Annotated in this window: 24 protein-coding genes; 13 read left to right on the top strand and 11 right to left on the bottom strand. The window is 55.6% G+C overall.

Going from position 1 to position 25,037, the window contains the following annotated elements; translation table 11 throughout:
- Positions 1-200 precede the first annotated feature (200 nt).
- The gene (gene sstT, locus AC0TN7_RS13010; protein ID WP_463727334.1) at positions 201-1,442 is read left to right on the top strand and encodes a serine/threonine transporter SstT; all 1,242 of its coding nucleotides are present in this window, start codon (positions 201-203) and stop codon (positions 1,440-1,442) included.
- Positions 1,443-1,534: 92 nt separating this feature from the next.
- On the opposite strand, the gene AC0TN7_RS13005 is transcribed toward sstT, so the two are convergent.
- Positions 1,535-3,022: a UxaA family hydrolase gene (locus AC0TN7_RS13005; protein WP_463727335.1), complete on the bottom strand. Its 1,488-nt coding sequence runs from the start codon at positions 3,020-3,022 to the stop codon at positions 1,535-1,537.
- Between the two features lie 17 nt (positions 3,023-3,039).
- Complete coding sequence (gene uxaC / locus AC0TN7_RS13000) at positions 3,040-4,452, bottom strand: glucuronate isomerase (RefSeq protein WP_463727336.1); 1,413 nt, start codon at positions 4,450-4,452, stop codon at positions 3,040-3,042.
- Positions 4,453-4,927: 475 nt separating this feature from the next.
- On the opposite strand from uxaC, the gene AC0TN7_RS12995 reads away from it, so the two are divergent.
- From AC0TN7_RS12995 to AC0TN7_RS12945, 11 genes are all read left to right on the top strand, one after another.
- The gene (locus tag AC0TN7_RS12995) at positions 4,928-6,226 is read left to right on the top strand and encodes an MFS transporter (protein ID WP_045910065.1); all 1,299 of its coding nucleotides are present in this window, start codon (positions 4,928-4,930) and stop codon (positions 6,224-6,226) included.
- Between the two features lie 115 nt (positions 6,227-6,341).
- Positions 6,342-7,118 carry a transcriptional regulator ExuR gene (exuR, locus tag AC0TN7_RS12990; RefSeq protein ID WP_023615584.1) on the top strand — a complete coding sequence of 259 codons (777 nt, stop codon included), beginning with the start codon at positions 6,342-6,344 and terminating at the stop codon, positions 7,116-7,118.
- Between the two features lie 344 nt (positions 7,119-7,462).
- Entirely contained in the window at positions 7,463-8,125 is a 663-nt protein-coding gene (yqjA, locus tag AC0TN7_RS12985) for a DedA family general envelope maintenance protein YqjA (RefSeq protein ID WP_024906405.1), read from the top strand.
- A 2-nt stretch (positions 8,126-8,127) separates the two neighbouring features.
- A complete protein-coding gene (mzrA, locus tag AC0TN7_RS12980; protein WP_463727337.1) occupies positions 8,128-8,511 on the top strand; it encodes an EnvZ/OmpR regulon moderator MzrA in 384 nt (127 codons plus the stop codon).
- A gap of 142 nt (positions 8,512-8,653) precedes the next feature.
- Positions 8,654-9,022: a DUF1090 domain-containing protein gene (locus AC0TN7_RS12975; protein ID WP_008503142.1), complete on the top strand. Its 369-nt coding sequence runs from the start codon at positions 8,654-8,656 to the stop codon at positions 9,020-9,022.
- Positions 9,023-9,053: 31 nt separating this feature from the next.
- Positions 9,054-9,359, top strand: coding sequence for an ElaB/YgaM/YqjD family protein (locus AC0TN7_RS12970; RefSeq protein ID WP_008503141.1), 306 nt, complete (start codon positions 9,054-9,056; stop codon positions 9,357-9,359).
- A gap of 1 nt (position 9,360) precedes the next feature.
- Positions 9,361-9,753 (top strand): phage holin family protein, encoded by a 393-nt coding sequence (locus tag AC0TN7_RS12965; RefSeq protein ID WP_023333540.1) that lies wholly within the window; start codon positions 9,361-9,363, stop codon positions 9,751-9,753.
- A 2-nt stretch (positions 9,754-9,755) separates the two neighbouring features.
- Positions 9,756-10,052: a YqjK-like family protein gene (locus AC0TN7_RS12960; protein ID WP_024906403.1), complete on the top strand. Its 297-nt coding sequence runs from the start codon at positions 9,756-9,758 to the stop codon at positions 10,050-10,052.
- A 210-nt stretch (positions 10,053-10,262) separates the two neighbouring features.
- On the top strand, positions 10,263-10,655 hold the full coding sequence (locus tag AC0TN7_RS12955; RefSeq protein ID WP_023309292.1) for a DoxX family protein: 393 nt from the start codon (positions 10,263-10,265) through the stop codon (positions 10,653-10,655).
- Positions 10,656-10,726: 71 nt separating this feature from the next.
- On the top strand, positions 10,727-11,713 hold the full coding sequence (locus AC0TN7_RS12950) for a glutathione S-transferase family protein (protein WP_420277505.1): 987 nt from the start codon (positions 10,727-10,729) through the stop codon (positions 11,711-11,713).
- 106 nt (positions 11,714-11,819) lie between these two features.
- A complete protein-coding gene (locus AC0TN7_RS12945; RefSeq protein WP_420277507.1) occupies positions 11,820-12,185 on the top strand; it encodes a DUF805 domain-containing protein in 366 nt (121 codons plus the stop codon).
- Positions 12,186-12,226: 41 nt separating this feature from the next.
- Here AC0TN7_RS12945 and AC0TN7_RS12940 read toward each other — a convergent pair whose 3' ends face one another.
- Complete coding sequence (locus AC0TN7_RS12940; protein WP_032650335.1) at positions 12,227-13,129, bottom strand: LysR family transcriptional regulator; 903 nt, start codon at positions 13,127-13,129, stop codon at positions 12,227-12,229.
- A gap of 104 nt (positions 13,130-13,233) precedes the next feature.
- Here AC0TN7_RS12940 and AC0TN7_RS12935 point away from each other — a divergent pair, with 104 nt between their 5' ends.
- Positions 13,234-13,935 carry a pirin family protein gene (locus AC0TN7_RS12935; RefSeq protein WP_023309295.1) on the top strand — a complete coding sequence of 234 codons (702 nt, stop codon included), beginning with the start codon at positions 13,234-13,236 and terminating at the stop codon, positions 13,933-13,935.
- Positions 13,936-13,994: 59 nt separating this feature from the next.
- On the opposite strand, the gene AC0TN7_RS12930 is transcribed toward AC0TN7_RS12935, so the two are convergent.
- The 8 genes from AC0TN7_RS12930 to tdcA all read right to left on the bottom strand — a co-directional run bounded on the left by AC0TN7_RS12930 (position 13,995) and on the right by tdcA (position 24,374).
- Positions 13,995-15,299: an L-cysteine desulfidase family protein gene (locus tag AC0TN7_RS12930; RefSeq protein ID WP_024906399.1), complete on the bottom strand. Its 1,305-nt coding sequence runs from the start codon at positions 15,297-15,299 to the stop codon at positions 13,995-13,997.
- Positions 15,300-15,319: 20 nt separating this feature from the next.
- Entirely contained in the window at positions 15,320-16,651 is a 1,332-nt protein-coding gene (locus tag AC0TN7_RS12925) for an SLC5/6 family protein (protein ID WP_473702196.1), read from the bottom strand.
- A gap of 261 nt (positions 16,652-16,912) precedes the next feature.
- Entirely contained in the window at positions 16,913-17,323 is a 411-nt protein-coding gene (locus tag AC0TN7_RS12920) for a Spy/CpxP family protein refolding chaperone (RefSeq protein WP_061716433.1), read from the bottom strand.
- 149 nt (positions 17,324-17,472) lie between these two features.
- Complete coding sequence (gene pflB / locus AC0TN7_RS12915) at positions 17,473-19,767, bottom strand: formate C-acetyltransferase (protein WP_024906396.1); 2,295 nt, start codon at positions 19,765-19,767, stop codon at positions 17,473-17,475.
- 15 nt (positions 19,768-19,782) lie between these two features.
- Positions 19,783-20,991, bottom strand: a complete 1,209-nt coding sequence (gene tdcD / locus AC0TN7_RS12910; RefSeq protein ID WP_473702256.1) for a propionate kinase — start codon at positions 20,989-20,991, stop codon at positions 19,783-19,785.
- A 30-nt stretch (positions 20,992-21,021) separates the two neighbouring features.
- On the bottom strand, positions 21,022-22,353 hold the full coding sequence (gene tdcC, locus AC0TN7_RS12905; RefSeq protein WP_024906394.1) for a threonine/serine transporter TdcC: 1,332 nt from the start codon (positions 22,351-22,353) through the stop codon (positions 21,022-21,024).
- 9 nt (positions 22,354-22,362) lie between these two features.
- Complete coding sequence (tdcB, locus tag AC0TN7_RS12900; RefSeq protein ID WP_473702195.1) at positions 22,363-23,352, bottom strand: bifunctional threonine ammonia-lyase/L-serine ammonia-lyase TdcB; 990 nt, start codon at positions 23,350-23,352, stop codon at positions 22,363-22,365.
- 101 nt (positions 23,353-23,453) lie between these two features.
- Positions 23,454-24,374: a transcriptional regulator TdcA gene (gene tdcA / locus AC0TN7_RS12895; RefSeq protein ID WP_008501504.1), complete on the bottom strand. Its 921-nt coding sequence runs from the start codon at positions 24,372-24,374 to the stop codon at positions 23,454-23,456.
- Positions 24,375-25,037 lie beyond the last annotated feature (663 nt).

Below are 25,037 nucleotides of genomic sequence, written 5' to 3'. Positions count from 1 at the left end.
CTCCCACAGGGAGAGGGTGAACACACATTTGTAACGCAATAGTTAAAAAACATGACGCACCACGTAAAATCCAGCATTTTACGCTTCCCTCCCAAGACACTTTCCCTATACTCGACCAGGCAAACATTTACTTACATCCGGACATAAATGTGACTAAGAGCACATCCGGGATGGAACGCAATTTCACTTAAGGAACACCTATGACTACATCCTCGTCTGGTCTGTTTGCGCGCCTCTCGCGCGGCAGCCTCGTTAAGCAAATACTGGTTGGCCTTGTGCTCGGCATCGCACTGGCACTGATCTCGAAACCTGCCGCCGAGGCCACCGGCCTGCTCGGCACGCTGTTCGTCGGCGCGCTGAAAGCGGTCGCGCCGATTCTGGTTTTGACCCTGGTGATGGCCTCAATCGCCAATCACCAGCAGGGACAAAAAACCAATATTCGCCCGATTCTGTGGATGTACCTGCTGGGGACTTTCTCTGCGGCCCTGACGGCCGTGGTGGTGAGCTTTATCTTCCCGTCCACGCTGCAGCTGACCACCGGCGCGACCGACATTACGCCGCCCGCGGGTATTGTTGAGGTGATGCACGGCCTGCTGATGAGCATTGTCGCCAACCCGATCCACGCGCTGATTAACGCGAACTACATCGGGATCCTGGTATGGGCCGTCGGTCTGGGCTTCGCTCTGCGCCACAGCAACGACACGACCAAAAATCTGGTTAACGACCTTTCTCACGCCGTAACCTTTATCGTGACGGTGGTCATCCGCTTCGCACCGATTGGTATTTTTGGCCTCGTGGCATCCACGCTGGCAACCACCGGTTTCGGCGCGCTGTGGGGCTATGCGCAGCTGCTGTTGGTGCTGATTGGCTGTATGGCCGTCGTGGCACTGGTGATTAACCCACTGCTGGTGTTTCTGCAGACCCGCCGTAACCCGTACCCGCTAGTGCTGATGTGCCTGCGCGAAAGCGGCGTGACCGCCTTCTTCACCCGCAGCTCGGCGGCAAACATTCCGGTCAACATGTCCCTGTGTGAGAAGCTGAATCTGGACCGCGATACCTACTCCGTATCCATTCCGCTGGGTGCGACCGTCAATATGGCGGGAGCGGCCATCACCATTACGGTGCTTACGCTGGCCGCGGTGCATACGCTGGGTATTCCGGTGGATCTGCCAACCTCGCTGCTGCTAAGCGTGGTGGCTTCGCTGTGTGCCTGCGGCGCATCCGGCGTAGCGGGCGGTTCCCTGCTGCTGATCCCGCTGGCATGTAATATGTTCGGCATCCCGAACGAGATCGCCATGCAGGTGGTTGCGGTGGGCTTTATCATCGGCGTATTGCAGGACTCCTGCGAGACGGCGATTAACTCCTCCACCGACGTGATGTTCACCGCCGCCGTGTGCCAGGCGGAAGACGCGCGTTTAGCGAAGAACGCCCTGCGAGGTTAACAGCAAAACGGCAACCCTGAGGTTGCCGTTTTTAGTGTTTGTACCCTCTCCCCGTGGGAGAGGGCCAGGGTGAGGGCATCACGCCGCACCGATTAAAGCGTCACACCGCTCTTAAAGATCGCCAGCTCGCGGAAGTCATTCTTCTCGTTGCAGGTCTGCCTGCCGTTGGCAAATTCCACAATCGCGTCCACGAATTCCGTCAGCAGCTGCGGCATCGCCTTGCCGTGGATAAGCTGCCCGGCATCAAAGTCAATCCAGTGTTTTTTCTTCGCCGCCAGCTCGCTGTTGGTGGCGATTTTCACCGTCGGCACAAAACCGCCGTACGGCGTGCCGCGACCGGTGCTGAACAGCACCATATGGCAGCCGGCTCCCGCCAGCGCGCTGGTGGCGACCGCATCGTTACCCGGCGCGCTCAGCAGGTTCAGACCGTGCGTTTTCAGGCGCTCGCCGTAACGCAGAACGTCAACCACCTGGCTCGTGCCCGCTTTCTGGGTGCAGCCAAGGGATTTCTCTTCCAGCGTGGTGATCCCACCCGCTTTGTTACCCGGAGACGGGTTCTCATAAATGGGCTGATTGTGGGCAATGAAGTACTGTTTGAAGTCGTTCACCATGGTGACGGTTTTTTCAAACGTCTCCTCGTCGCGGCAGTGGCTCATCAGAATACGTTCCGCGCCGAACATCTCCGGCACCTCGGTCAACACCGTCGTGCCGCCGTTAGCGATCACATAGTCCGAGAAGCGACCCAGCATCGGGTTGGCGGTGATACCGGACAGGCCGTCAGACCCGCCGCACTCCAGCCCAAACTTCAGCTCGCTCAGTTTGCCCGGCTCGCGCTTGTCATGGCGCATCACGTTATACAACTGGTGAAGCTGCTCAACGCCCACCTCCACTTCGTCATCCTGGTGCTGACACACCATAAAATGCACGCGCTCAGGGTCAAACTCGCCCAGCGTGTCGCGGAAGGCATCAACCTGGTTGTTCTCGCAGCCCAGGCCAATCACCAGCACCGCGCCCGCGTTCGGGTGACGCACCATGTTTTGCAGCATGGTGCGGGTGTTAATGTGGTCATCCCCCAGCTGGGAGCAGCCGTAGGTGTGGCTGAACAGATGCACGCCGTCGGTGCCTTCGGCATCGTGGGTCTCTTTCAGGAAGCGCGTCTGGATCTGACGCGCAATCCCGTTCACGCAGCCGACGGTCGGGAGGATCCACAGCTCGTTGCGGATCCCCACGTCGCCGCTGGCGCGGCGGTAGATCTGCACGTCACGATCCGCCGCCTGCTCTTGTGCCGCAGGTAAATCAGGTTGATAGCTGTACTCGTCCAGATCGCTCAGATTGGTGCGGGTATTGTGGGAGTGAATATGTTCACCCGGCACGATATCCGCCAGCGCATGCCCAATAGGAAGACCATACTTAATGACGTTGTCCCCTTTAGCGAGAGGCTTCACGGCAAACTTGTGTCCGCGAGCAATCGCCTGACGCAGGGTGACGCTCTGGTTATCAACGGTCACCACGTCGCCTTCAGCGAGATCCGTCAGCGCGACGGCCACGTTATCCAGCGAATGGATTTTGATGTATTGCATATCAACCTCAAACGGCCTTAGTTCAGTTCAATGCCGAAGTAGTCACGCGCATTGTTAAAGCAGATGTTTCTCACCATGTCGCCCAGCAGCTGGATATCCGCCGGCGCTTCGCCCGCGTGCACCCAGCGGCCAATCATCTGGCACAGAATGCGGCGGAAGTATTCGTGGCGAGTGTAAGAGAGGAAGCTGCGGCTATCGGTTAGCATGCCGACAAAGCGGCTCAGCAGGCCAAGCTGCGCCAGCTGCGTCATCTGACGCTCCATGCCGTCTTTCTGGTCGTTGAACCACCAGCCGGAACCAAACTGCATCTTGCCCGGCATCCCTTCGCCCTGGAAGTTGCCGACCATGGTGCCCAGCACTTCGTTATCGCGCGGGTTCAGGCAGTACAGGATGGTTTTTGGCAGCAGGTTTTGTTCGTTCTGTTTGCTCAGCAGTTTGGACAGCTCTTCCGCCAGCGGACGGTCGTTGATGGAGTCAAAGCCCACGTCCGCGCCGATCAGTTTGAACTGGCGCTGGTTATTATTGCGCAGCGCGCCGATGTGGTACTGCTGTACCCAGCCGCGACGCGCGTATTCCGCGCCGAGGAACACCAGCACCGCCGTTTTGAACTGCGCCACTTCGTGCTCGCTAAGCGATTCACCGGACAGGCGACGCGCCAGAATGCTGTCCAGCTCGGCCTCGTTTGATTCCGCGAACAGCACGACGTCCAGCGCGTGGTCAGAGACTTTACAGCCGTGCGCCGCGAAGTGATCCAGACGTTTGGTCAGCGCGGCTTGCAGATCGGCGAAACGACGGATGTCGGTATCGGACACTTCCGCCAGCTTCGCCATATAGTCGTTAAACGTGGCCTGCTCAATGTTGAAGGCTTTGTCCGGGCGCCAGCTTGGCAGCACTTTGATATCAAAAGAAGTGTCCTTGGCGACGACGGCATGATGCTCCAGGGAGTCAATTGGATCGTCGGTGGTGCCCACCATCTTCACGTTCATCTGCTTCATGATGCCGCGCGCGGAGAAGTTATCCTGCGCCAGCAGCGCATTGCAGCGATCCCAGATTTCATCGGCGGTCGTTGGGGAGAGCAGTTTGCCGGTGATGCCAAACGGACGACGCAGCTCGAGGTGCGTCCAGTGATAAAGCGGGTTGCCGATGGTGTGCGGAACGGTCGCCGCCCAGGCGTCAAACTTCTCGCGGTCGGTCGCATCGCCGGTGCACAGGCGCTCAGCGACGCCGTTGGTACGCATGGCACGCCATTTGTAGTGGTCACCCTTCAGCCAGATGTCATACAGGTTTTTGAAACGGTAATTTTCGGCAACCTGCTGCGGCGGTAAATGGCAGTGGTAGTCGAAAATCGGCTGGTCTTTTGCGTAGTCATGATACAGGCGGCGAGCAAATTCGGTATCCAACAGAAAATCTTCGGTCATAAACGGCGTCATTATCGTCTTCCTCATTACGGGAGCGTCAGAAAGCGTATGTTCATATGCTGCAAAGTTATCACACCAATTTCCACCCACCGAAGCTTTTTTCGTGAGTGAGATCAATAAACACCAACAAATAAATTACCCTCAATGGCGTAAACCCTTCTACAGGCCGCGCCATTACTGGCTTTGCGCGCAGCGATTAATGTCCCTACAAAGAATCATACATTTGTGATGTCACTCACCTTTTAAAGTTGTATGACAAGTTATCTTTTCGCCGTCGCAAACGCTAAGCCGACGGAATGCATTACCGGTGTGAGAGGCATCGGATTTAACGGTACGGATACCGACTTATGCACGCTTACTTATGGCAAGGTTCGGGCCGTTCCGGGACATGCTCCCGCTACGCCCCTCCCGTTACACAACTGCTCCCGGAAACGGTTGAGAGGTTGCCGTGCTCTGGCGCGGACATAACATAACGATGAGGTTTTAGATGCGTAAAATTAAAGGGTTACGTTGGTATATGATCGCACTGGTGACGTTAGGCACCGTGCTGGGCTACCTGACGCGTAACACCGTGGCAGCTGCAGCGCCAACGTTGATGGAAGAGCTGCATATCTCCACACAGCAATACTCCTACATCATTGCCGCCTATTCCGCGGCGTATACCATCATGCAGCCTGTTGCTGGCTATGTGCTGGACATTCTCGGTACCAAAATCGGTTATGCCTTCTTCGCCATCGCCTGGGCGGTGTTCTGCGGTGCCACCGCGCTGGCAGGCAGCTGGGGTGGACTGGCGCTGGCGCGCGGTGCGGTCGGTGCGGCAGAAGCTGCGATGATCCCGGCGGGCCTGAAAGCCAGCTCCGAGTGGTTCCCGGCAAAAGAGCGCTCTATCGCTGTTGGCTACTTCAACGTGGGCTCGTCCATCGGGGCAATGATTGCGCCACCGCTGGTGGTGTGGGCTATCGTGATGCACAGCTGGCAGATGGCGTTCATCATCTCTGGCGTGCTGAGCTTCGCCTGGGCAATCGCGTGGCTGGTTTTCTATAAGCACCCGCGCGATCAGAAAAAGCTCTCCGAAGAAGAACGCGAATACATCATTGGTGGTCAGGAAGCACAGCATCAGACCAACAACGGCAAAAAAATGACCGTCTGGCAGATCCTGGGCACCCGTCAGTTCTGGGGTATCGCCCTGCCGCGTTTCCTGGCTGAACCGGCCTGGGGCACCTTTAACGCGTGGATCCCCCTGTTCATGTTTAAAGTCTACGGCTTTAACCTGAAAGAGATCGCGATGTTCGCCTGGATGCCAATGCTGTTCGCTGACCTGGGCTGTATCGTGGGCGGCTACCTGCCACCGCTGTTCCAGCGCTGGTTTGGGGTGAACCTGATTGTTTCCCGTAAGATGGTCGTCACCATGGGCGCGCTGCTGATGATTGGCCCGGGTATGATCGGCCTGTTCACCAGCCCGTACGTCGCCATTGCCCTGCTGTGCATCGGTGGCTTTGCGCACCAGTCCCTGTCCGGCGCGCTGATTACGCTCTCGTCTGACGTCTTCGGCCGCAACGAAGTGGCCACCGCCAACGGCCTGACCGGGATGGCCGCCTGGACCGCGAGTACGATGTTTGCGCTGGTGGTCGGCGCGCTGGCGGATACCATCGGCTTCAGTCCGCTGTTCGCCGTGCTGGCTATTTTCGACCTGCTGGGTGCGGTAGTGATCTGGACGGTGCTGAAAAGCAAATCGGCAGAAGAGCTGGCGAAAGAGTCCCTCGGGAAACCGGCGACGCAGAGTTAGCGGAAATGCGTTTCACCGAAGCCGCCTCCGGGCGGCTTTTTTAATGGCAAAATCTGGAGAGTGGCACGCAAAAGTGGTATAACAAATCATCTGCCGTACCCTGCCTGGAGCGCATATGGAAATCACCGAACCACGTCGTTTATATCAACAACTTGCTGCCGAGCTGAAAGATCGCATCGAGCAAGGGGTCTATCTTGTCGGTGATAAACTTCCCGCCGAGCGCTTTATCGCGGATGAAAAAAGCGTGAGCCGCACCGTGGTGCGGGAAGCGATTATCATGCTGGAAGTGGAAGGCTACGTTGAGGTACGCAAAGGCTCCGGCATTCACGTGATTTCTAATCTGCCGAAACACTCTCCCGTCGCGGACGAAAGTCTGGAATTCGCCAGCTATGGCCCGTTTGAGCTGCTCCAGGCTCGCCAGCTGATCGAAAGCAATATTGCCGAGTTTGCGGCGACGCAGGTGACCAAGCAGGACATCATGAAGTTGATGGAGATCCAGGAGAATGCCCGTAAGGAAAAATGTTTCCGCGATTCAGAGTGGGATCTGCAGTTCCACGTTCAGGTCGCCCTGGCAACCCAGAATACGGCGCTGGCGGCAATCGTTGAGAAAATGTGGACTCAGCGCGTTCACAACCCGTACTGGAAAAAACTGCACGACCATATCGATTCCCGTACCGTCGACAACTGGTGTGACGATCACGATCAAATCCTTAAGGCGCTGATTCGTAAAGACCCGCATGCCGCTAAGCTGGCGATGTGGCAGCACCTGGAAAACACCAAGCAGATGTTGTTCAACGAAACCAGCGATGACTTCGAATTTAACGCTGACCGCTATCTTTTCGCCGATAATCCCGTTGTTCATCTCGATACGGCCCCCAGTGCCGCAAAATAGATGACCTTCCCGCTGGCAGGCGCCTCGCTGCGCCTTCTGGCTTCAGTGGGTAAGCAAAACATATATAGTGTCAGCCTTTGTAAATCCCCTCGCTCACTTCCTGGGCTTACGCCAAAATCAACTCACCCCTGCAAATTCTGTGACGCAGAACGTTGGGCTTTGTTACAATTGGATTCAATTCCTTATTTTGTAAGTTAGTGCTTGCTAACCAGCCAATTAACAGGGAACAGTGTTGGCCACACCGCAATGTGTCCGCGAGCGACCATAATGAAATCACAACAATGTCGCCGTGCTGTTTGTCCCGGATAACAGGCGTGACGTTAACCGATTTCCAGGAACACTGAATGGAACTTTTGACCCAACTACTGCATGCCCTCTGGGCGCAGGATTTTGAAACGCTGGCCAACCCTTCCATGATTGGCATGCTCTATTTCGTCTTGTTTATGATCCTGTTCCTTGAGAACGGTTTGCTGCCTGCTGCCTTCCTGCCCGGTGATAGTTTGCTGGTGCTTGTCGGCGTGCTGTGTGCCAAAGGGGCGATGGCGTTTCCACACACCATTTTATTACTGACCGTCGCGGCCAGTCTCGGCTGCTGGGTAAGCTATATCCAGGGAAGATGGCTGGGCAATACCCGAATCGTCCAGAACTGGCTCTCGCACCTGCCTGCACATTATCATCAGCGGGCACACCACCTTTTCCATAAGCACGGGCTGTCCGCGCTGCTGATTGGCCGCTTTATTGCCTTTGTTCGCACTCTGTTGCCCACCATTGCCGGTCTGTCGGGGTTGAGCAGCACGCGCTTCCAGTTCTTCAACTGGATGAGCGGTCTGCTATGGGTGCTTATTCTGACGACGCTGGGTTATGCATTGGGTAAAACGCCGGTCTTTATGAAATATGAAGACCAGCTGATGTCCTGCCTGATGCTGCTGCCTGTGGTTCTGCTGGTCTTCGGCCTGATCGGCTCCCTGGTCGTCCTGTGGAAAAAGAAATACGGAGCCAGAGGCTGACGATGGCTATCTCACCGCTCGCTCTGCGCCGTTTTGCCTTTGCCATGATTACGCTGGTGGTGCTCAGCGCCCTGCTGCTGGCCTGGAGCGCGCTTTCGCATCAGGAATCGACGCTGGCCATCCGCCCGGTAAACCAGGGTGCCAGCGTGCCTGACGGTTTTTCTGTCTGGCATCATCTGGATGCGAACGGGATCCGCTTTAAGAGCATCACCCCGCAGGACGATGTTTTACTGATCAAATTTGATTCCCGTGCGCAAAGTGCCGCCGCGAAAGTGGTTCTCGACCGTACGCTGCCGCGCGGGTATATCATTGCTCAGCAGGAAGATGACAGCCAGCCAGCTGCCTGGCTCTCATTGATTCGCGATACGTCGCATCGGTTTGGATAACTTCCAGGATTCCGAATCTTTTCACTCACTTTGGTGAATCCCCCGTTTACTTACTATGCTTAAGTACGCGGAGCACCCCTCGATGTACTCCGCATAACTTTGGATAGCGGCTTATGCCGCCACACAATGGAAGGTTTCGATAATGAAATTCCGCATGACTCTGGCTTTGGCCCTTTTTTCTTTAAGCACAGCATCCTTCGCAAACTCTCTCTGTCAGGAGAAAGAACAGGATATTCAGCGTGAGATCGGTTATGCCGAAAAGCATAACAATCAGCACCGTGTTGATGGTCTAAAAAAAGCGCTGAGCGAAGTGAAAGCGAACTGTTCAGACAGCAAGCTTCGTGCCGACCACCAGAAGAAAATCGCTGAACAGAAGGACGAGATAGCCGAGCGCCGTCGCGACCTGCAGGAAGCGAAAGAGAAAGGGGATGCGGAAAAAATTGCTAAGCGCGAGAAGAAGTTGAAAGAAGCGCAGGACGACCTGAAAGCGCTGGAAGCTCGCGATTATTGAGTTAACGGAAATCTCAACAGGAGAGAGAATCATGTCAAAAGATACGACGTCTGAACATCTGCGCGCTGAACTGAAATCCCTGGCCGATACCCTTGAAGAGGTACTGAACTCCTCTGCTGACAAGTCAAAAGAAGAGGTCAGCAAGCTGCGCAGCAAGGCGGAGCAAGCGCTGAAGGAGAGCCGTTATCGCCTGGGTGAAACCGGTGATGCACTGGCGAAACAGACCCGTGAAGCGGCTGCCCGCGCGGACGAATATGTGCGTGATAATCCATGGACGGGTGTAGGGATTGGTGCCGCAGTGGGTGTGGTACTGGGTGTCCTGCTGACGCGTCGTTGATATGGAAGATCCTCGTCACGCACAAGGGCCTGCTAACAACGTCCTCGGCATCGGCCAGCGTATTTTAACGACGCTGGTCGGGATTGCCGAAACGCGCGTCCGGCTGGCAGTGGTCGAGCTGGAAGAGGAGAAAGCGAACCTCTTCCAGATGCTGCTGATGCTCGGGCTGACCATGCTCTTCGCCGCGTTTGGCCTGATGAGCCTGATGGTGTTAATCATCTGGGCCATTGACCCGCAGTATCGTCTTAACGCGATGATTGCCACCACCGTCGTGCTGCTGGTCGCTGCGTTGATCGGCGGTATCTGGACGCTGCGTAAAGCGCGCAAGTCCACATTCCTGCGCCATACGCGTCAGGAGCTGGCGAACGATCGCGCCCTGCTGGAGGATGACTAGCCGTGAGCGGTAAAGCCGAACGTCAAAAGCGAAAAGCGTACCTGTTAAGCCAGATCCAGCAGCAACGGCTGGACCTGTCTGCCAGCCGTCGCGACTGGATTGACGCGACGCGACGGTTTGACCGGGGCTGGAATACCGTCCTGAGCCTGCGTTCATGGGCGCTGGTCGGCAGCAGCGTGATGGCTATCTGGTCCGTTCGTCATCCGAACATGCTGATCCGCTGGGCGCGTCGTGGATTTGGTGCCTGGAGCGCCTGGCGTCTGGTGAAAGCAACGTTGCGGCAGCAGCAATTACGCTAGCCTTCTCGCCGGGTGGCGCTACGCCTTACCCGGCAAAATTCTCTCCCCCTCCCTTACTCAATATCTTTGAAGAAGATTGACAGTTTTCCTTGCTAACAATTGCCACCCGCCCCGTTTATTATCCTCTCCATCGACAGCAACGACGCGGTATCTACCCGGAATTGCAGACAAATAACGTTCAGCCGCTGATGTGGTTTCCTGGAGAGTAAAATGAAAAAATTAGAAGATGTTGGTGTACTGGTAGCGCGTATTCTGATGCCAATTCTGTTCATCGTGGCAGGTTGGGGAAAAATCACCGGTTATGCGGGTACCCAGCAGTATATGGAAGCCATGGGCGTTCCGGGGTTCCTGTTGCCACTGACCATTCTTCTTGAGTTCGGCGGCGGCCTGGCGGTACTGTTCGGCTTCCTGACCCGCACCACCGCGCTGTTTACCGCAGGCTTCACCGTGCTGACGGCGTTCATCTTCCACAGCAACTTTGCGGAAGGCGTGAACTCTCTGATGTTCATGAAAAACCTGACCATCGCGGGTGGCTTCCTGCTGCTGGCCGTCACTGGCCCGGGCGCATACAGCATCGACCGCGTTCTGAATAAGAAATGGTAAGCACGCTATACTGAATGAACACAAAGCGAGGAGACATCTCCTCGCTTTTGCTATCTGACGGAGGAGAAAAAATGGGACAACTCGTAGACGGCGTCTGGCAGGATGTCTGGTATGACACCAAATCCACCGGAGGTCGCTTTAAGCGCTCTGTTTCGGCCTTCCGTAACTGGCTGACCGCCGATGGTGCACCAGGCCCTAGCGGTGAAGGCGGCTTCGCGGCTGAGAAAGACCGTTATCATCTTTATGTTTCCCTTGCCTGTCCGTGGGCCCACCGCACGCTGATCGTGCGCAAGCTTAAAGGTCTTGAATCCTTCATTCCGGTTTCCGTCGTCAACCCGTTGATGCTGGAAAACGGCTGGACGTTTGACAGTGATTTCCCTGCGGCGACCGGCGACGAACTGTATCACCACGATTTCCTGTACCAGCTCTATCTGCGCGCCGACCCTCATTACACCGGTCGCGTGACCGTGCCGGTGCTGTGGGACAAGAAAAACCAGACGATTGTCAGCAATGAGTCTGCGGAAATCATCCGCATGTTCAATACCGCATTTGATGCCCACGGCGCCCGCGCCGGAGATTACTATCCGGTTGAGCTGCGTGAGAAAATTGATGAGCTGAACAGCTGGATTTACGACAACGTCAACAACGGTGTCTATAAGGCCGGTTTCGCCACCAGCCAGGAAGCGTATGACGAAGCGGTTGGAAAAGTGTTTGAATCGCTTGAACGCCTGGAACAGCTCCTGGGCAAGCATCGCTACCTGACGGGCGATCACCTGACGGAAGCGGACATTCGCCTGTGGACCACGCTGGTTCGCTTTGATCCGGTCTATGTCACCCACTTTAAGTGCGACAAGCACCGCATCAGCGATTACCTGAACCTGTATGGTTTCCTGCGCGACATCTACCAGATGCCGGGCATCGCGGAGACGGTCGACTTCGATCATATTCGCACCCACTATTTCCGCAGCCACAAGACCATCAACCCGACGGGCATTATCTCCATTGGGCCGTGGCAGGATCTGGATGAACCTCACGGGCGCGACGTCCGTTTTGGATAAATATTAAGGGCATCAATAGATGCCCTTTTTTAATTCACAATCTCCATCTATCCTTACCTCGATCGCTTAGAAAACAAGTGATTGACTGACTAATGAGGCAAGGAAAATGGACTGGTATTTAAAAGTACTGCGCAACTACATTGGATTTGGTGGCCGCGCCCGCCGCAAAGAGTACTGGATGTTCGTTCTGGTGAACTTCGTCCTCGTCATGGTGCTGGGCATTGTGGATAAAATTCTTGGCTGGGAGCGGGCTGGCGGTGAAGGCGTGCTGACTACCATTTATGGCCTGTTGGTCCTTCTGCCATCATGGGCGGTGCTGTTCCGTCGACTGCACGACACCGATCGTTCAGCGTGGTGGCTATTGCTGCTGTTGATCCCGATTGTGGGCTGGATCGTGATTTTGATTTTCAACTGCCAGAGCGGGACGCCGGGCGAAAACCGCTTTGGCCCCGATCCTAAGGTCGGCGCGTAAAATAACGCCCGGTGGCGCTGACGCTTACCGGGCCTACTCGTTCATTTATTGTGGTGGGCGAAAAGTTTGGGTATTTCGCGCAGGCACCATGATTTGGCTTCGCCCATGCTGTCGCGACGCCACGCCATAATGATATCCACTTCGCTGGTATACTCCGGGCTCACGACCCGCAGTCGCCCTTCTGCAATATCTTTTTCCACAAACGGGTACGGCATGGTCGCCACGCCCAGACCTGCCAGCAGCGCCTGCCGTTTGTCTTCCAGCGAGGTCACCGTCAGACGAGGCTGCTTATCCAGTAACTGCACCGTCAGCACCGGACGCTCGCGCGCGGTATCCGCGACCGCCACGCCGCGATACTTCACGCGCGTGACTTCAGAGAGCGGCTCCGGCTCCTGGTGAATCGGGTGGTTGGGGGCGGCAACGTAGACGTTCATCACGCTGTAGAGCTTGCGCGAGTTGATTTCTGACGATGAGCGGAAGTGCATGTCCGGCGCAATGACGATATCCGCCCTGCCCGTCTCCAGACGCTCCCACGCCCCTGCCAGCACCTCGGTGATGATCGACAGCTGCGTATTGGCCTTCGCTGCCAGGCGGTCCACCAGCGGGAACAGCGCTTCTGACGGCACCAGCGCTTCGGTAACTAACGTCAGATGGGTTTCCCAGCCGCGCGCCAGCGCTTCGGCGTCCGTGGTGAGCTTGTCCGCCGCCTCCAGCAGCACGCGGCCACGCTCCAGCAGCATCCGCCCGACGTTGGTGAATTTTGTTCGATGACCGGAGCGGTCAAACAGCACCACGTCCAGCTCTTCTTCCAGCTTCTGCATGGTGTAGCTCAGCGCAGACGGAACGCGCCCCAGTTCATCTGCCGCCGCCGCAAAACTGCCGCGCCGATCAATCGCGTCCATGACGCGAAGCGCCTCAAGCGTCAATGCTCTCTCTTTAGCCATCTCGTTCTCATTCAGGAAATTTGAACATACCAGGCAGAATATCTGGCTAACAATGCAGCGTCCATACCTTTACCATTGTTTTAGTGTAAAGAGAGGTCAAGTTTATGATTACGACAAGAACAGCTAAACAGTGCGGACAAGCCGATTTCGGTTGGCTGCAGGCCCGCTACACCTTTTCCTTTGGACACTACTTTGACCCTAAACTCCTCGGTTACGCTTCACTGCGCGTGTTGAACCAGGAAGTGCTCGCCCCGGGCGCCTCCTTCCAGCCGCGTACGTATCCGAAAGTCGATATCCTGAACCTGATCCTGGAAGGCGAGGCAGAATACCGCGATAGCGAGGGCAATCATGTCCAGGCAAAGGCTGGCGAAGCGTTGTTAATTTCCACGCAGCCGGGCATCAGCTACAGCGAGCATAACCTCAGCAAAGACAAAACGCTGACCCGCATGCAGTTGTGGCTCGACGCCTGCCCTGAGCGGGAAAATCCGCTGGTACAGAAGTTAGATTTAACGGGCGATAAGCAGCAGTTGATTGCATCGCCGGATGGCAGCAAAGGGAGCCTGCAGCTGCGTCAGCAGGTGTGGCTGCACCATATCGAGCTGAAGAAAGGTGAACAGGCGAGCTTCCAGCTTCATGGCCCGCGCGCCTATTTGCAGTCTATTCACGGTACGGTGCATGCGGTGACGCATACGGAAGAGAAAGAAGCGCTAACCTGCGGCGACGGGGCGTTTATTCGTGATGAAGCGAATATCACCCTGGTGGCGGATACGCCGCTGCGCGCGCTGCTGATTGATTTGCCGGTTTAAAAATCCCCCTCTCCCCTTTGGGGAGAGGGCCAGGATGAGGGGTAACGGGTTGGATTAAATCACGACACCTTACTCGCCATAATCTCAATAATCTGCCGGTCCGTGGCCTGCATCGAGCGGCACGCCAGCGCGCACAGGTTTGCGATTGACTGCTCCACATCGTGCGCCACAATCCCCTCGTTGCCCGTTACGCCCGACTCATCCAGCGCCATCATCACCGCTTTCCAGGCGCTACTGACGCTGGTTGAGACCTTCATGGCGCAGCTGTTTGACGCCCCGTCGCAGATCATCCCGCTGACGTCACCGATCATGCTTCCAATCGCCATCGCGATGGTCTGGTAACAGCCCCCCATCAGCCACGCCATGCCCGCCGCAGCGCCCATCGCCGCCGTTGTCGCCGCACACAGTGCGGACAGGCGCGGAAGCTGATAATGAATATAGATCGCCGAAAGATGCGACAGCATCAGCGCCCGCGCTAGCCTTTCGTCGTCAGCCTGAAGGTGTTCAGCCACGACCACCACCGGCATAGTGGCGGTGATCCCCTGATTGCCAGAGCCCGAATTGCTCATCGCCGGCAGCGTCGCGCCGCCCATGCGGGCATCCGAGGCTGCGCTGGTACGAATTACAATATCTGACCCCAGATCCTGCGCCATCCATCCGCGCGCGCGCTGCTTATCAAGCGTTGCGCCAATATGCAGCCCCCACTTCCCGCTGAGCCCTTCGCGGGAGAGCGCATCGTTCAGCCGCCCTGCCTGCAGGATAAAGCGGATCGCCTCAAACGGCACCTGCTCGACAAATTCCAGGATCTGCGACAGTGTAGTAGTTGAAAGCACCGCCAGCGGATCGTCATTCGTCTGGCACCGTTGATCGTCAAGCGTAAAGCGCGTTTCCCCCTGGCAAACCACTTCCACCACCCGGGTATGCCCGCCCGCGATGGTCACCATCGCCGAGTGATCCCCGGCATGAACGCAGGCGCGGGAATAGAGGATCTCATCACAGGGCTCCTGCAGTTTTACCTGCACTTGCCCTGCCTCAAGCAGGGCTTTGCCGCGGACCAGTGCATCGGCGGTGGCATCTTTCAACACCTCCAGTCCGGCGTGCGCGTTACCGCCAATCGCGCCCAGCGCCGCCGCAATCGGTAACCCGACCATACCGGTACCCGGTACCGTCACGCCCAGCCCGTTTTTCATCAGGTTCGGCGAGACCCACGCCTCAATCCGTGTGACCTCCCCCGGCAGAAGGTCTGCGGCCATCGCACAGGCCAGTGCCAGAGAGACGGGTTCGGTACACCCAAGGGCAGGCTTCACTTCTTCCTGCACCGCGCGAATAAATTGATTCCATAAAGGATGAGTTTGCTCAGACATCGTTACGACCTTAATTACCCTCAGGAGAATGCGAGGAAAGGAGAAACACAAAGCAGCAGTCCGGTGATGACGATAATCACCAGCGATACGCCTTTATATTTATGCAGGGCTGGCACCTTGTAGACCAGCCATGCAGGTATCAGGCAGCCCACCATGCCGAAGATGGGGCTGCAAATGGAGGTGAAGCTCAGCACCGGCGCGTTCAGGACTATCGCGCTCCAGGCCAGCAGGATGGCGAACAGCATAATCCCGCGCTGGACGGCGTTTTCATTGATTTTCTCAGCCGGCATTCTGCGGCGCAGGATATTCATGACGATACCCTGCGTCGCCTCGCGAAAGCCGAGATAGACGCCGAAGAACGCGGTCATCACGGCGAAGATATTGAGGATCACGCTGACGATTTTGACCCAGCCCGCGCCGTCACCGCTGATAAACTGCGCCGCAATCGCCAGGGCAGAGATATTCTGCTCGTAGGCTTTGACCGCCTCATCGTGCCCCATCGCCAGGGTGAAGGAGACGGCGTAGAAGAAGACCGTCACAAACAGGATGCCAAAGGCAATATTCATCGCCCGCAGCGCCTTATGACGCGCCACCTTCACCGATTTTTCCCGTGAACGGTATGAGATCACCATCGGACTCAGGGTCTGAATAAACAGAATGGAGGTTAAGGTAAAGGGCAGCGTAATGATGGCGTTTTTAATCAACAGCCCCAGCGGCGGCAGCATGCCCACGTTGGCCAGATGCCAGAGGCCAATCATTGACAGCCCCAGTGCCGCAACGACAAACAGCTTGGTAAGCACCATCAGGCTGGAGACTTTAAACAGCAGCTTTTCACCGCGCGACGAAATGGCCACCAGAATGCAGATCAGGCATAAACCGTAAAACGGATTATCTGATAACAAACCGTCGGTCACGCCGAAGGTATGCAAATACGAGGCGCTGTCGTTGGTGATGGCCGTAGAATAGACAAACATCCAGATCACAAGCATCACGAAATAGAGCGCGCCTAATAAAATGCCCCAGTTCTTACCCAAATAACCGCTAATTACGCTCGGGTAATCTTTGCACTTCGGTGATTCCGCCAGCGTATTAATAAACAGACGCTGGAATAAATACATGGCCGGATAGCCGATTATTGATGAGAGCAAAAATACCCACAGCCCCATTAATCCGACCTGCACGGGGAGAAAAACTATCCCCGCGCCGATAGCCATCCCAATACTCATGATGACCCAGCCCGTGTCGGTGCTGTCGAATTTAATCGCCTCTCGCCACTCGCTTTCACACATTCCCGCCCGCCTTGCCGCGGGGGAATCACTCACAATCACACTGCTGTTTGTTGCCGTATCCATTGGGTACTCGCTTATTTTGTAGGGTAAACAGTTGTTTTTATTAGTTTCCGATCGCCAGCGATTACGATTCAGATGGTTGCAGGTGAGTGTTATTGGTGTGGGAAGATCATATCCGGAGAGCGGGAGAAAAATGTCACAACATTAATAAGGATATTCTGCTTCTGGAGGAAGTTTTGCTTCTGAAGTGGGATATTAAAAGCTAATTTTCTAAAAGTGACGCCGATCAAGAAATAAAAACCCGCGCCATGCGCGGGTAGGAAATCAGTTAGCCAGCGCGTTAGCCATATCCGTTCTAATTTGTTTACGCTGTTCCGGCGTCAAAACCTGGCTGACGTCGAAGTAATATTTCACGCGGTAATAACGGGTCTGCTCTTCAATTTTGCTAAAGGCAGCAAGCTGGCTTTTCACCGTGCTTTCGTCCCACTTGCCCGCCTGGAACATGTCGATCAGCGCGCCGTCCTTCACGCCCGTCATCGGGATCTTGCTGACATTTTGTTCCAGCTGCTTATGCAGACCTTCAATCTTCTTAACCTGCTCATTGCTGAGCTTCAGGTGCTGCACCAGCGGATCCTGCGATGGAGACGGAGCAGCCTCAACGTTCGCGGCCTGTGCCGTAAAACTACACACTGCCAGCGAGGCGGCGACCAGCGCAATACGGGTCATTTTCATCATCTTACTGTCCTTACATGCTGTTATAGGGAAAAGCAGGGGTATTGTTTTTCAAGAGCGGATGAATATGTGTGAGTAATTATATAAACAATTTTGTATGTTTAGCGGACAAAAAAAGGCCCCCTGCATTGAGGGGGCATGAGAGCTCACGTTTAGATAGAGTGGGTAAAGGTTCGCGAAATCACATCCTGCTGCTGCTCGCGCGTCAGCGCATTAAACCGCACCGCATAACCTGAAACGCGGATTGTCAGGTTCGGGTAATTCTCCGGGTGCGCGATGGCATCGAGGAGCATTTCCCGGTTCATGACGTTGACGTTCAGATGCTGCCCTCCCTCAATAGAGGCTTCGTGATGGAAATACCCGTCCAGCAGCCCCACCAGGTTGGTTTTGCGCACCAGCTCGTCCTTGCCAAGCGCCTGCGGCACGATGGAGAAGGTGTAGGAAATCCCGTCTTTCGCATAGGTGAACGGCAGTTTGGCAACCGACGTTAGCGAGGCCACCGCCCCTTTTCTGTCGCGCCCGTGCATTGGGTTCGCGCCTGGGGCAAACGGCGTGCCGCCGCGTCGTCCGTCCGGCGTGTTCCCGGTCTTCTGACCATAAACCACGTTGGAGGTGATGGTCAGGATCGACTGAGTTGGCACCGCGTTGCGGTAGGTCCGCAGCGCCTGAATTTTCTTCATAAAGCGCTCCACCAGGTCGCAGGCAATGCTGTCCACGCGGTCGTCGTTGTTGCCGTACTGCGGATAATCCCCTTCAATCACGAAATCGACTGCCAGTCCGGTATGGTCGCGCACCGGCTTCACCGTGGCATATTTAATGGCCGACAGGGAATCCGCGGCTACCGACAGCCCGGCAATGCCGCAGGCCATGGTGCGATAGACGTCCCGGTCGTGCAGCGCCATCAGCGAGGCTTCGTAGCTGTACTTATCATGCATGTAGTGAATGAGATTCAGGGCGCTAATGTACTGCACCGCCAGCCAGTCCATAAAGTGATCGAGGCTCGCCATCACGGTGTCGTAATCCAGCACGTCGTCCAGCAGCGGCTCGGTTTTAGGACCGACCTGGATCTTCAGCTTCTCGTCCACCCCGCCGTTGATCGCGTACAGCAGCGTTTTGGCGAGGTTGGCGCGCGCGCCAAAGAACTGCATCTGCTTGCCGATCACCATCGGGCTGACGCAGCAGGCAATTGCGTAGTCGTCACTGTTGAAGTCCGCACGCATCAGATCGTCGTTCTCATACTGCAGCGAAGAGGTGACGATCGACACCTGCGCGGCGTATTTCTTGAACGCGATCGGCAGCTGTTCTGACCAGAGGATCGTCAGGTTCGGCTCAGGTGCTGGCCCCATGGTGTGCAGGGTGTGCAGATAGCGGAAGCTGTTTTTGGTCACCAGCGTGCGCCCGTCCAGCCCCATGCCGCCGATCACTTCCGTCGCCCAGATCGGATCGCCGGAGAAGAGCGTGTCGAACTCCGGCGTGCGCAGGAAGCGCACCATGCGGATCTTCATGATGAAGTGGTCGATCAGCTCCTGCGCCTGGACTTCATTCAGCCTTCCTGCCTGCATGTCACGTTCAATGTAGATATCGAGGAACGAGGCCGTGCGCCCCAGCGACATCGCCCCGCCGTTCTGGGATTTCACCGCGGCAAGGTAGGCAAAATAGAGCCACTGCACCGCTTCCTGGGCGTTCATCGCCGGGCGTGCGATATCAAAGCCATAGTTCGCCGCCATCTGCTGGATCTGCAGCAGCGCGCGCTTATGCTCCGCCAGCTCTTCACGCAGGCGGATCGTCGCCTCCAGATCCTCACCGCGCTCCAGCCTGCCCTGCAGATCCGTAAACTGGAGTTCACGCTCGCGCACCAGATAAGCGATCCCGTACAGCGCCACGCGGCGATAGTCGCCGATGATGCGTCCGCGCCCGTAGCCGTCCGGCAAGCCGGTAAGCACGCCGGACTTACGGCAGCGCATCATCTCTGGCGAATAGACGTCAAACACGCCCTGGTTGTGGGTTTTGCGCAGGTCGGTAAAGAGATATTCAAACTGCGGATCCATCTCCCGGCCATAGGCTTCGAACGAGCTGCGGATCATGTTGATCCCGCCGTACGGATGCAGGGCGCGCTTGAGCGGCTTATCGGTTTGCAGGCCGACGATCGTCTCCAGATCCTGGTCGATATAGCCCGGCCCGTGGGCCGTAATGGTGGTGGCAATGTTGGTGTCAAAATCCACCGGGGCGTGGGTGGCATTCTCCTGGCGAATGCCGACCATCACCTTCTGCCACAGCGCCGTCGTTGCTGGCGTCGCCTGCGCGAGGAAAGCTTCATCGCCTTCATAAGGGGTGTAGTTATGCTGAATAAAATCGCGGACGTTGACGGCGTTTTTCCATTCTTCACCGCGAAACCCGGCCCATGCGTCGCTGTAGGGCGCGACGCCCGTATCGATTGTTACTTTCATGTGTTTCTCGCTTTATCAGGCGTAAGCCGCAGCCGGGGTAACCTTCCCAAGACGGAGGGCGTCCAGCGCGATCATTTTTTCTTCGTTGGTAGGGATCACCGCGCAGGCCACGCGGGACGACTCGGTGGAGATCACGCGCTCACCCGCGCTGCCCGGCAGGGCATTTTTGGCGTCGTCGAGGATGATGCCGAACACGTTCAGATGTTCCGCCACCAGCGCGCGGACAAGCGTCGAGTTTTCGCCAATACCGCCGGTAAAGACCACCCCATCGAGGCGGTGCAGCGACGCAGCGTGCCCGGCAATGTGTCGCGCTATACGGTGAACGAAGGTCTGGATAGCCAGCTGCGCCCGCTCGTTGCCAGCGTGCCAGGCTTTCTCCAGCGCGCGTAAATCGGAGGAGATGCCGGAAATCCCAAGCAACCCGGACTCTTTGTTGACCACGCGCTCCAGATCCTCGAACGACTGCCCGGTCTGCTGGGCAATCCACGCCACTGCGCCGAAGTCCACGTCGCCGCAGCGCGTGCCCATTACCAGCCCTTCCAGGGGGGTCATCCCCATGGAAGTATCCACGCTTTCGCCGTTGCGCACCGCGCAGATGGACGCTCCGTTGCCGAGATGGGCAATCACCAGGCCGCTGTCATCGGGGGACAGCCCGAGAAGCGTATGCGCCTGCGCGGCCACGTAGCGGTGAGAGGTGCCGTGGAAGCCGTAGCGGCGCACGCCCAGCTCTTCAAAATAGCGGTACGGCAATCCGTACAGATACGCCTGCGGCGGCAGCGTCTGGTGGAAGCTGGTATCAAATACCGCGACCTGCTGCACGCCCGGGAACAAGCGCTCTGCGGCTTCCACGCCGCTCAGGTTAGCGTAGTTATGCAGCGGCGCCAGCGGAGAGACCTGGCGGATCTGCTCAATCACCGCTTCCGTAATCAGAGTCGACTCGCTGAAGAGGTCGCCGCCGTGCGCAATGCGGTGGCCAATTAAGGCCACGCTGCTCATCAGGTCACGCTTCTCCAGCTCCAGGGCGATGGCAGCCAGCGCCCCTTCGTAGTCCTGGTGAGTCAGTCTGGCTGGCTCACCCCCGTTCACGGAAATAAAGGCCTTCTCGGTGTTGATGCCGTCTGCAATGCCCGTCATCAGGGCGTCGCAGCTGCTGGCGTCGAGCACCGAAAACTTAACAGAGGACGAACCGCAGTTAATTACCAGTACAACCGGAAACTCAATCATCATGTGACTCCGCTCTTCCTGAGCAATGGGTTAGAACAGTTTGTAAACGATATTCAGAATGGTCAGCAGGCCGACCGCGGTAACGAAGATGTTCTCGGTACGCCCTTTGTATTTCGCCAGAGCCGGGGCTTTGCGGATGGCGTACATCGGCAGCAGGCACAGCAGAGAGGCGATGATTGGTGCGCCCATGGCTTCAATAAGGTCGAGAATGTTCGGGTTGGCGTAGGCCACAACCCAGGTGGAGCCCATGATGAACACCATGCTGATGGTGTTCAGTTTGCCAACAGAAACTTTCTTTTTATCGCCCTTGTAGCCGAACTTGAGGATCAGGCCATTCAGACCTTCCAGCGTGCCCAGGTAGTGCCCGAAGAAGGATTTGAAGATAGCAACCAGCGCGATGATGGAGGCACCGTATTCCAGTACCGTCGCGAACGTCGATTTAGTTCCGGACATTGACGCAAAGTGGTTCGCCAGGTAAGAGAGCACCGGAATATTCTGCGCCTTGGCGTCCGCCATGTTCTGCGGAGAGAGCGTAAACAGACAGCTAAAGGCGAAGAACATCACCACAGCCACCATCAGCAGGCTGGCGCGACCGATGATTTTGGAACATTTCTGCTCGGTGAACTCTTTACCGAACGTTGGCTCGTACTCTTCGCGCTTGGAGACCACGAACGAGGAGACGATAGGCGAGAAGTTGAAGGAGAAGACCATGATGGAGATACCCAGCCACACGGTGACCAGAATGCCGTCATGACCGGTGAAGGCGATATCGCTCAGGTTGACCTGGTCGATCACCGCCGAGTTCCAGTAAGGGATCAGCGACAGGGAAATCAGCACCAGGCTGGCGATAAACGGGAACACCAGGAAGCTCATGACCTTCACCATCAGGTCTTTACCAAACCAGATAACAAAGGCCATCAGCAGCAGCAGGAACAGCGCCACCACGCCGCGGTTCAGCGCTGGCAGCTGGAGCTGGTTTTCCCAGAAGGTCATGAAGGTGTTGGTAATGGTGACGCCGTAAATCCACAGCAGCGGGCAAATGGCGAAGAAGTAGAGGAACGTGATCACCACCCCGCCGGTTTTACCGAAATGCTCTTCCACCGTTTCGGTGATGTTGCCGGAGACGTTGCTGCCGGACAGACACAAACGCGCCAGCGCGCGGTGGCAGTAAAACGCAATCGGGAATGCGAGAACCAGCATCAGCAGGATCGGGATCAATCCGCCAAAGCCTGCGCGAATGGGGAAGAACAGCACGCCTGCGCCAATGGCGGTACCAAACAGGCCAAGCGTCCAGGTGGTATCAGACTTACGCCAGGAGGACGTTTTTGTCTGGCCAACGATAATGCTTTCTGTGTTGCTCATAGGTCACCTTTATGCGTCAACGAAGCCGGTAATTTGGGAAACACGGGAGAGGTCGATATTGCCGCCGGAAATAATGCAGACGGTTTTGCGGCCCTGAATATAGTGGTCAAGTTTGCCGCTTAATAACGCAGCACAAGCCAGTGCGCCAGCGCCTTCCGTCACCACTTTATTTCGCTGAATAAGGGCAATCATGCTGTTGCGAATATCGTTTTCGCTCACCAGCACAATGTCATCGACCAGTTCACGAACGATTTCGAAGGTTAATTTCCCCGGACGAGAGACGTCGCAGCCGTCGGCTAACGTGCCGGTAACGCGATGGTTGGTTATTTCTCCTGCCTGCCAGGAGGCTGCCATTCCGTGCACGTTTTCAGACTGTACGCCGATAATATTAATGGTCGGATTGATGGATTTAATCGCCGTCGCAATCCCGGCAATTAATCCGCCGCCGCCGATAGGTACAATGACGTTATCCACGTCGTATAAATCTTCGAGAATTTCCAGGCCGATGGTGCCCTGCCCGGCAATCACTTTTGGATCATCGTAAGGCGGAATAAAAATACGCCCTTCCGTCTCAACGATTTCGCTCACTTTGGCGATGGTATCGTTGAAGTTCTCGCCGTGCAGCACCACTTCGGCGGAGTAGTCGCGGGTGGCGGCAACCTTGGATTTCGGTGCCCCCTTCGGCATCACCACTTTGCCGTCGATGCCGAGCATGGCGCAGGAGAGGGACACACCCTGCGCGTGGTTTCCCGCGGAGCAGGCGACAACGCCTTTGCGTTTTTCAGCGTCGGTCAGCGAGCTTAACTTGTTAAACGCGCCGCGGATCTTAAACGAGCCGGTACGCTGCATATTCTCAAATTTCAGGAATATTTCGCCCTTACAACGTTCGCTGAGATAATTCGAACGTGGCATACCGGTTTTATATATTTTTCCTGCCAGTCGTTTTCTGGCGTCCTGAATATCTTCAATCGTTACCGGGAGATCGTAGGTAATATGCATAATATCCTCGTTATAATAATTCATTCTTTTCAGGCAAAGTCAGGGTATCAGCGCGTTAACACGTTAACGCTCTGGGTGTTTTTAAAATGGGTACTAATTATTCATCGTCGTCTTTCGATATTCATCGACGAATATTGTTTTGCCAACTCAACTAATACTGACGCCGATTTTTTAATCCTGTAATTTTTTGACCACACGGCGGCATAACGCGCCACGGGTAATTCATCTTCCACTGGCAGTACAATAAACTGGTCAGAACCGAACGGTGCAATCATGTCGCGGGGAATAACCGTCAGATAATCGGCATTCAGCACAAGGTTATAAATGGTGACGACGGAATCGGTCTGGACGATGTTTTCGATGCTGATGTGATTGTCTTGCAGGGTGGTCAGAAGTTCTTTGTAGTAGCCCATATCGGTTTGCGGCATCACCCACTGCTCGTGCGTGAGCGATGCCAGTGTCGTCGGGCCGGTGCACGTTCGCGTTTTGCTGGCGACCAGCACAAACTCGGACTCAAACAGCGGTTCGACGTGCAGATCCTGCAGCAGCATTTCATCACTCAGCGTGCCGATAGCGAAATCCAGACGACCGTCGCGAATGGCCGGCAGGAAAGAGGAGAGCTGGGCTTCATACATCGAGACGCGTGCTTTCGGGAACACTTCCTTAAATTTTTTGATCATTTCGGACAGGAAGGTGAAGCCGATCAGCGACGGGTAACCAAAGGAGACGTCCATAACGGTGCTGAAACTCAGGCTGTTAATCTCACTCACCATGTTTTTCATTTCGCGGGTGATGGACTCTGAGTACGAGAGCAGAACCTGGCCCGCAGCAGTGAGTTTTACGCCGGTGTTTTTACGCACCATCACTTCCACGCCGAAGTAGGACTCAATATCGCTGATGATTTTGCTGACGGCGGGTTGCGTCAGGCCCAGCTGTCTTGCTGCAGAACCTATGGAGCCACTTTTAATGACTTCCTGAAATACCACGAGGTGCTGTGTTTTCGGTAGAATAATAGTGTTCATAATATTCTGCACTTATTTCCCTATGACGGGGTGAATTCTACTCAATAATGTTTGAAGGGGTATGTGCTGTTACTCACAATTTGCTTTCCAGGCCCTTTATCACGCACAGCGAAAAACCATAAAAACGCTTATTTATCAAAGAAATAAATAGAGACAAATATGCTACTACGCTGATATTGATCAACAAAAATAGCGGTAATAAATTTATTTTATGGCGATAACCCGGATAAATTTTACCATCCGGAAAAAATCAATAAAGGCGATGTTTCAGGCAATTAAAGACCAATAAATAACCGCTATTTGTTTGAAACATTCTTTCAATTTATCAAATTTTTCCGACGCGAATTTTCAGGCTGGCGGAAAAGAGTGGAATACGTCACATATTCACGGGAGAAATGTATTTGATTTCAATGTATGCATATCAAACGAGAAAAGTTTCGCGATCATTAAGATAACAATCATAACAAATTATCAATACTGAAAATCGCGAGTTTTTTAGCGTGAAATTTTGTGATGACGATCGTCCGCAGGCACAGGAACGATACTGAAGGGATAAAAACAGTGAAATGTGCTTAATGTCGCAAATATGAGAATTGATGTCGTTTGTCTGGTGCCGGGTGGCGCTGCGCTTACCCAGTCTCCCCCCCCTGAAAGCAAAAACCC

This window comes from Enterobacter sp. PL_is511 (genome assembly GCF_055816065.1).
The sequence above is the reverse complement of the archived record's forward strand: the minus strand, read 5'-3'. Positions and strand labels throughout refer to the sequence as shown.

Coding starts and splice junctions, on each gene's coding strand:
- AC0TN7_RS12935 (WP_023309295.1), top strand. CDS start 13,234: ATGATTACGACAAGAACAGCTAAACAGTGCGGACAAGCCGATTTCGGT.
- AC0TN7_RS12970 (WP_008503141.1), top strand. CDS start 9,054: ATGTCAAAAGATACGACGTCTGAACATCTGCGCGCTGAACTGAAATCC.
- AC0TN7_RS12975 (WP_008503142.1), top strand. CDS start 8,654: ATGAAATTCCGCATGACTCTGGCTTTGGCCCTTTTTTCTTTAAGCACA.
- AC0TN7_RS12925 (WP_473702196.1), bottom strand. CDS start 16,651: ATGGATACGGCAACAAACAGCAGTGTGATTGTGAGTGATTCCCCCGCG.
- pflB (WP_024906396.1), bottom strand. CDS start 19,767: ATGAAAGTAACAATCGATACGGGCGTCGCGCCCTACAGCGACGCATGG.
- AC0TN7_RS12965 (WP_023333540.1), top strand. CDS start 9,361: ATGGAAGATCCTCGTCACGCACAAGGGCCTGCTAACAACGTCCTCGGC.
- AC0TN7_RS12940 (WP_032650335.1), bottom strand. CDS start 13,129: ATGGCTAAAGAGAGAGCATTGACGCTTGAGGCGCTTCGCGTCATGGAC.
- AC0TN7_RS12955 (WP_023309292.1), top strand. CDS start 10,263: ATGAAAAAATTAGAAGATGTTGGTGTACTGGTAGCGCGTATTCTGATG.
- yqjA (WP_024906405.1), top strand. CDS start 7,463: ATGGAACTTTTGACCCAACTACTGCATGCCCTCTGGGCGCAGGATTTT.
- AC0TN7_RS12920 (WP_061716433.1), bottom strand. CDS start 17,323: ATGATGAAAATGACCCGTATTGCGCTGGTCGCCGCCTCGCTGGCAGTG.
- tdcD (WP_473702256.1), bottom strand. CDS start 20,991: ATGATTGAGTTTCCGGTTGTACTGGTAATTAACTGCGGTTCGTCCTCT.
- tdcC (WP_024906394.1), bottom strand. CDS start 22,353: ATGAGCAACACAGAAAGCATTATCGTTGGCCAGACAAAAACGTCCTCC.
- AC0TN7_RS12945 (WP_420277507.1), top strand. CDS start 11,820: ATGGACTGGTATTTAAAAGTACTGCGCAACTACATTGGATTTGGTGGC.
- AC0TN7_RS13005 (WP_463727335.1), bottom strand. CDS start 3,022: ATGCAATACATCAAAATCCATTCGCTGGATAACGTGGCCGTCGCGCTG.
- exuR (WP_023615584.1), top strand. CDS start 6,342: ATGGAAATCACCGAACCACGTCGTTTATATCAACAACTTGCTGCCGAG.
- AC0TN7_RS12930 (WP_024906399.1), bottom strand. CDS start 15,299: ATGTCTGAGCAAACTCATCCTTTATGGAATCAATTTATTCGCGCGGTG.
- tdcB (WP_473702195.1), bottom strand. CDS start 23,352: ATGCATATTACCTACGATCTCCCGGTAACGATTGAAGATATTCAGGAC.
- mzrA (WP_463727337.1), top strand. CDS start 8,128: ATGGCTATCTCACCGCTCGCTCTGCGCCGTTTTGCCTTTGCCATGATT.
- sstT (WP_463727334.1), top strand. CDS start 201: ATGACTACATCCTCGTCTGGTCTGTTTGCGCGCCTCTCGCGCGGCAGC.
- AC0TN7_RS12995 (WP_045910065.1), top strand. CDS start 4,928: ATGCGTAAAATTAAAGGGTTACGTTGGTATATGATCGCACTGGTGACG.
- tdcA (WP_008501504.1), bottom strand. CDS start 24,374: ATGAACACTATTATTCTACCGAAAACACAGCACCTCGTGGTATTTCAG.
- uxaC (WP_463727336.1), bottom strand. CDS start 4,452: ATGACGCCGTTTATGACCGAAGATTTTCTGTTGGATACCGAATTTGCT.
- AC0TN7_RS12950 (WP_420277505.1), top strand. CDS start 10,727: ATGGGACAACTCGTAGACGGCGTCTGGCAGGATGTCTGGTATGACACC.